Source organism: Streptomyces sp. NPDC059456 (assembly GCF_042750055.1).
Taxonomy (GTDB): domain Bacteria; phylum Actinomycetota; class Actinomycetes; order Streptomycetales; family Streptomycetaceae; genus Streptomyces.
This window is the reverse complement of sequence record NZ_JBHYVA010000022.1, coordinates 19,782-29,897: the sequence shown is the minus strand read 5'-3', so window position 1 is coordinate 29,897 and position 10,116 is coordinate 19,782. Positions and strand designations below refer to the sequence as shown.

Annotated in this window: 9 protein-coding genes; 3 read left to right on the top strand and 6 right to left on the bottom strand. The window is 74.1% G+C overall.

Translation table 11 applies throughout. The features are described from left to right. From ACFXA3_RS04055 to ACFXA3_RS04045, 3 genes are all read right to left on the bottom strand, one after another. Positions 1–1,187, bottom strand: a 1,187-nt coding sequence (locus ACFXA3_RS04055) for a CaiB/BaiF CoA transferase family protein (protein ID WP_385181573.1), incomplete at its 3' end; no start/stop codon positions are given. 94 nt (positions 1,188–1,281) lie between these two features. Next, positions 1,282–2,070, bottom strand: coding sequence for an ABC transporter permease (locus tag ACFXA3_RS04050; RefSeq protein WP_385181570.1), 789 nt, complete (start codon positions 2,068–2,070; stop codon positions 1,282–1,284). Beyond that, a complete protein-coding gene (locus ACFXA3_RS04045; RefSeq protein WP_385181567.1) occupies positions 2,067–3,059 on the bottom strand; it encodes an ATP-binding cassette domain-containing protein in 993 nt (330 codons plus the stop codon). The genes ACFXA3_RS04050 and ACFXA3_RS04045 overlap by 4 nt, the downstream gene beginning before the upstream one ends. Positions 3,060–3,123: 64 nt before the next feature. On the opposite strand from ACFXA3_RS04045, the gene ACFXA3_RS04040 reads away from it, so the two are divergent. Continuing rightward, positions 3,124–3,858, top strand: a complete 735-nt coding sequence (locus ACFXA3_RS04040) for a TetR/AcrR family transcriptional regulator (RefSeq protein WP_385181564.1) — start codon at positions 3,124–3,126, stop codon at positions 3,856–3,858. Between the two features lie 237 nt (positions 3,859–4,095). Here ACFXA3_RS04040 and ACFXA3_RS04035 read toward each other — a convergent pair whose 3' ends face one another. Continuing rightward, on the bottom strand, positions 4,096–5,223 hold the full coding sequence (locus ACFXA3_RS04035) for a type ISP restriction/modification enzyme (RefSeq protein ID WP_385181581.1): 1,128 nt from the start codon (positions 5,221–5,223) through the stop codon (positions 4,096–4,098). A gap of 190 nt (positions 5,224–5,413) precedes the next feature. Here ACFXA3_RS04035 and ACFXA3_RS04030 point away from each other — a divergent pair, with 190 nt between their 5' ends. Continuing rightward, the gene (locus ACFXA3_RS04030) at positions 5,414–5,575 is read left to right on the top strand and encodes a hypothetical protein (RefSeq protein WP_385181561.1); all 162 of its coding nucleotides are present in this window, start codon (positions 5,414–5,416) and stop codon (positions 5,573–5,575) included. A gap of 63 nt (positions 5,576–5,638) precedes the next feature. Here the strand turns inward: ACFXA3_RS04030 and ACFXA3_RS04025 are convergent, their stop codons facing one another. After that, positions 5,639–6,388, bottom strand: coding sequence for a GntR family transcriptional regulator (locus tag ACFXA3_RS04025; RefSeq protein WP_385181558.1), 750 nt, complete (start codon positions 6,386–6,388; stop codon positions 5,639–5,641). A gap of 50 nt (positions 6,389–6,438) precedes the next feature. Continuing rightward, on the bottom strand, positions 6,439–7,752 hold the full coding sequence (hmgA, locus tag ACFXA3_RS04020) for a homogentisate 1,2-dioxygenase (protein ID WP_385181555.1): 1,314 nt from the start codon (positions 7,750–7,752) through the stop codon (positions 6,439–6,441). A gap of 231 nt (positions 7,753–7,983) precedes the next feature. Here hmgA and ACFXA3_RS04015 point away from each other — a divergent pair, with 231 nt between their 5' ends. Next, the gene (locus ACFXA3_RS04015; RefSeq protein WP_385181552.1) at positions 7,984–10,092 is read left to right on the top strand and encodes a right-handed parallel beta-helix repeat-containing protein; all 2,109 of its coding nucleotides are present in this window, start codon (positions 7,984–7,986) and stop codon (positions 10,090–10,092) included. Positions 10,093–10,116 lie beyond the last annotated feature (24 nt).

Sequence of the window (10,116 nt, the reverse complement as noted above, 5' to 3'; positions counted from 1 at the left end):
GGGGCGACCCCCCCCCCCGGGGCGCGCCGCGGGGCGGGGGGGGCCCCGCGCGGGGGGGCCCCCCCCCCCGGGGCGGCGCCCGCGCCCCCCGGCAGTCCGATCGGCGGCAGCAGCGCCCGCAGCGGACCGGCCGGTGATCCCACCTCCCGCCAGCGGTCCCGTGCCGCCAGCTGTGGATGCTGCGCCAGCTGTGCCACCGAGTTCAGCCGCGCGCAGGCGATGCCCGCCGCCTCCAGCCGGCCGATCGCCTCGTCGGCGCCGAGCCCGGCCAGCGCCTCGGCGACCACGGCGTCGGTCTTCTCCCGGCCCCGGGTGCGCGCCGCGTTCGTCGCGTACGCCGGATCCTGCGCCAACTCCGGCCGTTCCAACACCTGTTCGGCGAGCCGCCGCCACTCGCGGTCGTTCTGCACCGACAGCAGCACCCGGTCCCCGTCCGCCGTCGGATAGGCGTCGTACGGGGCGATGACGGCGTGCGCGAGGCCCGTTCGCACGGGCTGCTCCCCGCCGTGCATCGTGTGGTGCAGCGGATGCCCCATCCACTCGGCCAGCGCATCGAGCATCGAGACCTCCACCCGGCCCCCGCGCCCCGTGGTCCCGCGGCGCAGCAGGGCCGCGAGGACCCCGGAGAAGGCGTACATGGCAGCCGCGATGTCCGCGGCCGGAATGCCCGCCTTGACGGGCTGTTCCGGGGTGCCGGTCACCGAGACCAGCCCCGCCTCGCACTGCACGAGCATGTCGTAGGCGCGCTTGTGGGCGTACGGGCCCTCGGCCCCGTACCCGGAGACGTCGACGGCGACCAGCCGCGGGTACCGCTCGCACAGCGACGCCGAGTCGAGGCCGAGGCGGGCGGCGGCCCCCTGGGCGAGGTTCTGGACGAACACGTCGGCGCCGGCGAGCAGTCCGTGCAGGACCTCCAGGGCGCGTGGGTCCTTCAGGTCGAGCGCGATCGACTCCTTGCCGCGGTTGGCCCACACGAAATGCGAGGCCAGTCCGTGTGCGGCGGTGTCGTAGGCGCGTGCGAAGTCGCCGCCGTCGGGCCGCTCGACCTTGATCACCCGGGCTCCGAGGTCGGCGAGCTGGCGGGTGGCGAAGGGGGCCGAGACGGCCTGTTCGACGGCGACGACGGTGACACCGTCGAGCGGCAGGGGGTCGAGGGGGTGCGCGGGCGCGGGCGAATCGGCTGTCATGACAGCCTGCCTATCCGCTGGGACCCCCACCTGTCACCACACCGGGCGCCGACATCCCCTGCTTTGCGCGGTTCGTCTGCCTGTGGCGCCGGTCTCAGTCCCGGCCGCGCGCGAACCTGCGCGCGGCCGGCGGCGCGCAGAGCGCCAGCAGGAGCAGCGACCAGGCGACGGCCCCCGCGACCGGGTGCGCCGCCGGCCAGGCCGCGCCGGCCGCCGCCTCGCCGCCGGCGTTCCCGCACAGCGTGCGCACGGCCGTGGCGACCGCGCTGATCGGGTTCCACTCGGCGACGGTGCGCAGCCATCCCGGCAGTCCGGCGGTCGGCAGGTACGCGCTGGACAGCATTGGCAGGACGAAGGTGGCGCTGCCGAGCTGGCCCGCGGCCTCCTCGCTCCGGCTCAGCAGGCCGAGGTACGTGCCCGCCCAGGCCGTGGCGAAGCGGAACAGCAGCAGCACGCCCAGCGCACCCAGCGCGCCGGGGAGTCCGTTGTCGACCCGCCAGCCCATCGCGAGCCCCACCAGCATCACCGGCACCATGGAGACCGCCGTGGTCAGCAGATCGGCGGCGGTCTGCCCGAGCGGGACGGCCGCGCGGCTCATCGGCAGCGTGCGGAACCGGTCCGTCACCCCGCGGTGGACGTCCTGCGCGGCCGTGAACATCCCGGTCATCAGGCCGTTCGCGGCGGTCGCGGCGAGCAGTCCGGGCACCAGGAACTCGCGGTACTCGGAGCCCGGCATGGCGAGCGCGCTGCCGAAGACGTACCCGAAGAAGAGCAGCATCGTGATCGGCATGGTCTGGGTGAGGACCAGCAGTGCGGGTGCGTGCCGGGTCTTCTGCAACTGGCGGGTGAGGACGGCGCCGCCGTCCGACAGCAGGGTGCTCATGCCGCGTGCTCCGTCTCGGTCGAGGCGCCGGGGGGCAGGGGGGTCCCGGTGGCGGGGGTCCGGGTGAGGCGCAGGAACACCTCGTCGAGGGTGGGCGGGCGCAGGCTCGCGTCGGTGACCGGGACCCCCGCCCCGTCGAGCGCACGGATGATCCGGGGCAGGGTCAGTCCCCGGTCCAGGACCGTCACCCCGGCGGTCAGGCGCTGCCGGTCGAGGACGGGCCGGCCGCCGGTCAGCCGGTCGAGCACGACCGCCGCGCCGTCGAGCGCCGCCGTCCCGGCGACGGTCACCTCGGCGTACGCGCCGATCCGGGACTTGAGCCCGTCCGGGGTGCCGGTCGCGACGGCACGGCCGCGGTCGACGACCACGATGTCGTCGGCGAGGCGGTCGGCCTCCTCCAGGTACTGGGTGGTGAGCAGGACGGTCGTGCCCTCCTCGGCGAGCGCCCGTACGGCCGTCCAGATGTGCTCGCGGGCCGCCGGATCGAGGCCGGTGGTGGGCTCGTCGAGGAACAGCACCCGTGGGCGGGTGATCAGCCCGGCGGCCAGGTCCAGGCGCCTGCGCATTCCGCCGGACCAGGTGCCGGCCACCCGGTCGGCGGCCTCGGCCAGGCCGAATCGCTCCAGCAGCTCGTCGGCGCGGGTCCGCCCGGCCGGTCCGCGCAGTCCGGCGAGGCGGGCGAAGAGCCGCAGGTTCTCGCGGCCCGTCAGATCCCCGTCGACGGAGGCGTACTGGCCGGTGACGCCGATGGCGCGGCGGACGACGGCCGGATCGCGCGTGACGTCGTGGCCGGCGACGAGGGCGCGGCCGCCCGTGGGCCGGGTGAGCGTCGTCAGGATCCGCACGGCCGTGGTCTTTCCCGCGCCGTTGGGGCCGAGGAGGCCGCAGACCGAGCCCTCCGGTACGGCCAGATCGAGGCCGCGCAGGGCGTGCACCTTGCCGAAACGCTTCTCCAGACCCTCACTCAGTACAGCGTACGTAGTTGTCATGGGCAGGACCCTACCTCACTACGTACGATGTACGTAACTAGGATGGGGGCGAGGTGATCGAGTGATGGCAGCGAGCGGGCGACCCGCCGCACCCGAAGTGATCTGGGCCCGCCCGGGCCGGGCCGGCCGCGGACCCCGGCCCGCGCACACCCGCGAGTCCATCGCGGCCGAAGCCGTGCGGATCGCGGACGCGGAGGGGATCGACGCCGTCTCCATGCGGCGGGTGGCCGCCGGGATCGGCGCCGGGACGATGTCCCTCTACAACTACGTGCCGCGCAAGGAGGACCTGTACGAGCTGATGGTCGACGCGGTGAGCGGCGAGTACGAGCTGACCCCGCCGACCGGGGACTGGCGGGCCGACCTGCTCGCGCTCGCCCGCCGGACGCGGGAGCTGATGCACCGCCACCCGTGGCTGCCCCGGCTCCTTTCGCCCGTGTACGGCTTCGGTCCGAACGCCCTGCGCTACCTGGAGCACAGCCTGGCCTGCCTGGCCCCGCTGGAGGTCTCCGGTCCGGAGAAGCTGGAGCTCGTCGCGGCGGTGAACGGCTCGGTGGCCGCCTTCGTGGCGAGCGAGCTGGCCATGGCGGAACGGGCCAGGTCGCTGCCGTGGAGCGAGGCCGCCGAGGAGGGCGTACGGACGGCATGGCTGGTCTCCCGGCTGGCGACCGGGGAGTACCCGCTGCTGGCGGCGGCGCTCGCCGGCACCCATCCGGTGGCCGAGGTGGCGAACGACCTGTCCGCGGTCTTCGACCGCTCGGTGTCCCGGCTCCTGGGAGCGTGGGCCCCGGCGGACGGCTGACCGGGCCCCGGAGCCGGCGGCGGATGGGGGGTCCGGGGCGGCCGGGCCGGGGGATCCGGGGTGGGGGAGTCGGGGCGGGGGATCCGGGGGATCTGGGGCGGCCGGGCCGAGGGCGGGGCCGGGCGGGGAGGCCCGGGATTCAGTCCGGTCTTCGATCCCGCGCCGGGGCGGCGGCGGATCCGGGCCGCGGCCGGGGGCGGCGGTGTTCGGTTCCGGGGCGGGGGTGGTGGTGCCCGGTCAGAGGAGGGCGAACTGGCCGCCCGGGCCCTCCTCCTGGTGGTCCAGCACGGAAGCCGGACGCCGGGACCAGCGCGGCGGCGGCAGTACCCCCGCGGCCGCCAGCGCCCCGGCCGACAGCAGCGGGCCGGGGGTGAACGCCGCGCGCTCCGGAGCCAGATCGGCCAGCAGCGCCAAGGTGGTCACCAGCGCCAGCAGCTCCGAGGTCCAGGCCTGCGGCCACTCGGCCGGCCCGAGCGCCTCCAGCCCCTCGGCCCCGGGGTCCCGGTGGGCGCTGCGGGCGGCGAACCAGGCCTCCAGCACCCGGGTGCCGCCCTGCACCTCGTACTCCCAGGCCCCCGGCGGCACGGGGGAGACCGTCCCGGAGCCGAGGCTCAGGGTCCCGGTCTGCTCGTCGTACCCGAGCCCGTGCGGCCAGCCCTGCACCGCCGAGCGGACGTACGGGCGCCGGCCGCCCGGCAGCCGGGGCGGCTCGGCGCCGGGCCCGCCGCGCAGCTGGACGGTGAGCAGCCGGTGCCCCAGCTCCAGCCCGGCCCGCCAGCGCTCCGGGTCGCCGGTGAGCGGGACCTCGTACCCGCGGGGCCCGGGGCGGCCCGCCGCGAGGATCCAGCACAGCACGTCCTGCGGGGTGACCCAGCCGCCGTACCGCTCGCCCAGCAGCGGCAGCAGACCGGGGGCGAGATTGGGCTCCGCGCCGCCGGGGCGCCGGTGCAGCGGCCGGATCCGGCCCAGGCGGCCGGCCGGGAGGTGGGCGGTGACCAGCAGTTCCGGGGTTTCGACGGCGAAGAGCTGGTGCTCGTCGAGGACCCGCCACAGCTCCGGCCGGGCCGTGTCGATGAGCCGCTGGTCGGGCAGCAGCCACTGCTCGTCGAAGGGGTCCCGCAGTACCCGTACGGGGTCGGGGCAGGGGCCCGGCGCGTCGGCGAAGCGGGCGGTCGACGGCGAACGCTGCCCGGGCAGCGCGGCTGCCCCGGTGGTGGGCGTACGGGTCCGGGTCGGGCGGAACAGCCGGTCCCGCTCCGGCCCTTCGGCGCCGGTCAGGGCCGCCCAGCGGGCGCGCAGGGCCGCGGGGTCGGGGGCCGAGACCCAGGCCCGGCCCAGGCGCAGGCCGCCCACGGCCCAGGGCATCAGATCGTCCAGCAGCGGTACGTCAGCGCTCACCCGGCAGATGGTAGCGACGGGCGGCAGCGGCCGGGCTGAGCGCGGGCCGAAGAGCTACGCTCCCTATGTACGGATATGTTCCGTGTTCCGTGCAGACGTGTTCCGTGCGGATGTGTTCCGTGCGGATGTGTCCCGATGTCGAGGAGCGGGAGCGGTCATGAGCCAGTACGACGAATACTCGACTCCGTCGCAGGCCGAGGGCGAGCGGCTCGACGAGGACATGGACGAGAAGGAGAAGAAGCAGCGGCACCCGCAGACGATGCGGACCACGCCCTCGCAGGCGGAGGGCGAGCGCGGCAGGGACGACGAGGAGAAGTGACGTCGGCCGGGGCCGTGGGAACGCGGGGAAGGGGCGCCCCGGCCCTCCCGCGGGAACGGGTGGTCAGGTGGCGTCGACGGTCACCGTGAACGAGAACCGGTCACCCCGGTAGCGGATCCGCGCCACGTCCACGACCCGGCCGTCCTCGTCGTACGTCACACCCGTGTAGTGCAGGATCGGGCTGAGCAGCGGTACCTGGAGCAGCTCCGCCGTCTCCGGGTCGGCGAGCCGCGCCTCGACCGTGTCGGTGATCCGGCTGATCTTCACGCCCACCACGTCACGTAGCACCTTGGTCATCGGCCAGCGCGCCAGATCGGCCAGGTCCACCGCCTCGGCGACCTCCGGGCGCACCGCGTTCTCGGCCCAGTTCGTCGGTTCGCCGCTCTCTCCGTCATGGCGCAGCCGGCGGTACGTGACCACCTCGGCCGTATCCGGGAAGTGCTCCAGCAGCTCCCCGGACACGGCCGTCCGCTCACGGCCGGGAACCGTCGTGCGATCGCCCGACTGCTGGGCGACGATCGCGTCGACCGAACCCAGCAGCCGCACCGGCGCCCCGCGCCGCGCACCCGGCTCGATGAACGTGCCGCGCCGCCGGTGCCGGCTGATCAGCCCCTCGCCCTCCAGCTCCTTGAGTGCCTGGCGCATCGTCAGCACGCTCACCCCGTAGTGCTCGGCGAGCTGCTCCTCGGTGGGCAGGCGCAGCGAGGCGTCCGGAGTGCGCCCCAGTATCGAGGCGCGCAGCGACTGCGAGACCTGGTACCAGAGCGGCAGCTTCCGGTTGAGCACGAGGGAGTCGGGGGCGAAGGCGGTCACGGGTGGTTCTCCGTACGGACGGGGCGTGGGGCGCGTGGCGCGTAGCGATACTAGGCGCGGAAGTGCCGCTGGAGCCCCTGCCAGACGTCGTCGTATCCGCGCTGGAGGTGTTCGGCGCCGGCCGCCTGGGTGGTGGCGGTGATCGGCCAGCGGGTCTCGAACATGAAGGCCAGGCCGTCGTCGATCTTCTGCGGCTTCAGTTCGGCGGCGCTGGCGCGGTCGAAGGTCTCCCGGTCCGGTCCGTGCGCGGACATCATGTTGTGCAGCGAGCCGCCGCCGGGCACGAAGCCCTCGGCCTTGGCGTCGTAGGCGCCCTCGATCAGGCCCATGTACTCGCTCATGACGTTGCGGTGGAAGTACGGCGGGCGGAAGGTGTCCTCGCCGACCAGCCAGCGCGGGGCGAAGACCACGAAGTCCACGCCCGCCAGCCCCGGGGTGTCGGAGGGCGAGGTCAGCACGGTGAAGATCGACGGGTCCGGGTGGTCGTAGCTGATGGAACCCAGGACGTTGAAGCGGCGCAGGTCGTACACGTACGGGGTGTGCGTGCCGTACCAGGCGACCACGTCGAGCGGGGAGTGGTCGTAGGTGGCGGCCCAGAGGTTGCCGCAGAACTTGTTGACCACCTCGGTCGGGCGTTCGACGTCCTCGTACGCGGCCACCGGGGCCCGGAAGTCGCGCGCGGCGGCGAGGCCGTTCGCGCCGATGGGGCCGAGGTCCGGCAGCTCGAAGGGGCGGCCGTAGTTCTCGCAGACGTACCCGCGGGCGTCCTCGTCCAGCAGCTCCACCCGGAAGCGCACGCCGCGCGGGATCAGCGCGACCTCCCCGGGGCCGGCGCTGAGCAGGCCGAGCTCGGTGCGCAGCAGCAGGCCGCCGCGCTCGGGGACGATCAGCAGCTCGCCGTCGGAGTCGCTGAACACCCGGTCGGTCATGGAGGCGTTGGCGGAATAGAGGTGGATGGCCATGCCGGTGCGCTGGGTGGCGTCGCCGTTGCCGCCGAGGGTCCACAGGCCGGCCAGGAAGTCGGTGCCGGGGGCCGGGTCGGGCAGCGGGTTCCAGCGGAGCCGGTTGGGGTCCGCGGGAGCCTCGGTGAAGGGCGCGGAGCGCAGGGCGCCGTTGTCGATCCGGGTGAACGGCGGGTGGGCCGCCGACGGGCGGATGCGGTACAGCCACGAGCGGCGGTTGTGCGAGCGGGGCTCGGTGAAGGCGCTGCCGCTGAGCTGCTCGGCGTACAGGCCGAGGGGGGCCCGCTGGGGCGAGTTGCGGCCGGGCGGCAGGGCGCCGGGGACGGCCTCCGAGCTGTGCTCGTTGCCGAAGCCGGTGAGGTACTCCAGTGCCTCCGCCGTCTTCCTGGCCTGCTCGCTCATGGGTGCTCCCGCTCTGTGGCTGTCGAAGGAATCCTATGGTCGACAGTAGGATTCCGCGGCCCGCGCGTCAATGGCTCCCCGGTGCGACCGGCCGGAACCGTGCGGGGTGGCGTTCCGGGGTGGGTGCGGGGTGGTGGGGTGCCGGGCGGTGCGGGGCGGGGGCCCGGGGCGGTGTGATTCGTCGTGCCACGGGGGATCCAAAAAGGTGAACATTGCTCTACTCTCACGCGCATGTCGTGGACCCGCAGGTTCCCTGCCGTGCCGGCGGCGCTCCTCGCCGCCCTCCTCGCCCTCGTGTCCCTCTTCGCCGCCGCGCCCGCCGCCCGCGCGCACGAGGAACGCCCCGTGACCCTGCCGGACGGCACCGGGTCCGTACCGCAGTACCGGAAGGCCGAGCCCGACCTGCTGGTCTGCAAGACCGACCGGCCCGCCTTCGAACGCCGGATATCCGCCTTCCCGCAGGAGCTGAAGGAGCGCAACCTCGCCCTGTACGAGCGGTGCGAGAAGAGCGGCTACCGGCACCTCCAGGAAGCCGTCGACGCCGTGGACCGGCCCGGCATGAACATCGCGATCCTCCCCGGCCTGTACGAGGAGGAGCCCTCACTGCCGAAACCGACGGGCGAGTGCGCCGCGCTCAAGGCCCCCGACTCGGCGCTCGGCTACCAGATCCTCAGCTACGAGCAGCAGGTGCAGTGCCGGCACAACCAGAACCTCGTCGCCGTCCTCGGCAAGACCGACCTCCAGATCGAGGGCACCGGCGCCACCCGACTCGACGTCGTCATCGACGCCAAGTACCAGAAGCTGAACGCGATCCGCGCCGACAAGTCCAACGGCATCTACTTCCGCAACTTCACGGCCCAGCGGACCACCTTCAACTCGCTGTACGTGCTGGCGGGCGACGGGTTCGTCATCGACGACGTCCTGACCCGCTGGAACGACGAGTACGGCTTCCTGACCTTCGCCAGCGACCACGGGCTCTACAAGAACTGCGAGTCGTACGGGAACGGCGACTCCGGCATCTACCCCGGCAGCGCCTCGAACATCAACGACGGACGCGGCTACGACGTACCCCGCTACTCCATCGAGATCACCGGCTGCCACAGCCACCACAACATGGTGGGCTACTCCGGCACCGCGGGCGACTCGGTGTGGGTGCACGACAACGAGTTCGACCAGAACATGGGCGGCGCCTCGATGGACAGCGCCTTCCCCGGGCACCCCGGACTCCCGCAGAACCACGCCAGGTTCGAACGGAACCTGATCCACGACAACAACGCCGACTACTACGGGTACGTCGCCGACGGCACCTGCGCCAAGCCGCCCGTCGAGCGCGGCTACGAGCAGGGGGTGGTCTGCCCGCAGATCTCCATGCCGCCGGGCACCGGCATCATCACCGCGGGCGGCAACTGGAACGTCTACGAGAACAACTGGGTGTACGGACACCGGCGCGCGGGCTTCTTCCTCTCGGCGGTCCCGGCCTTCATCCGCGGCGAGGAGAAGTGGTCGAAGCAGGCCGACACCTCCCACCACAACCGCTACGCCGGGAACGTGCTCGGCAAGGACAGGTCCGGCGCCGACCGCCCCAACGGCATGGACGTGTGGTGGGACGGCCAGGGCCGCGGCAACTGCTGGCAGTCCGGACCCGACGGCTCCACCCCCGGCACGCTCCCGGAGTGCGGCGAGCGCCGGGGCGCGGTGTCGGGCGGCCCGGCCCGGCTGGTGGGCGAGCCCGTGAAACTGGCCCAGCTGCTGGTCTGCGCCGACTACAACGTCCAGGCGCGCAGGCTCCCGGCCGGCTGCGACTGGTACGGCGCGCGCGGCCCGGAGCGGGTGGAGACCCAGATCGCGCTGGCCGTGGCGGCGGTCCTGGCCCTGGTCGGCGGGGTGCTGTGGTGGCGCCGCCTGCGGGGCTCCCGGCTGGGCGCGGCGGCCTCACTGCTGGGCCTGGCCGGGCTGGCCCTGGACGTGGCCGGCTCCACCATGCCGCTCGTCGGCACCTTCGTACCGGCCCTGGCGCTGCTCCTGCTGGGCCTGTGGTGGACGGGCGCGGGCCTCGCCCTGCGGTCCACCCGCCCCTGGCTGGCGCGGCTGACCCTGCTCTTGGCGGTACTGACCCTGCTGGACGCCTTCGACAAGGCCGTCCTGATGATCCCCTGGATCCCCGTCGGCCCCGCCTGGATCCGCGCGCGCGTCGCCGTCCCCTGGGTGCTGTGGGCGACGATCGCCGCCTCCCGCCCGGCCCACCCGGCACCCCCGTCCCGCTCCCCGGCCGACCCGGGTGCCGATCCCGCGGGCGGCCGGGGCACGGGAGCCCTGCTGACCGAAGGAGGAGCCCAGTGAGCACCGAACGGCCCACGGGCCCAC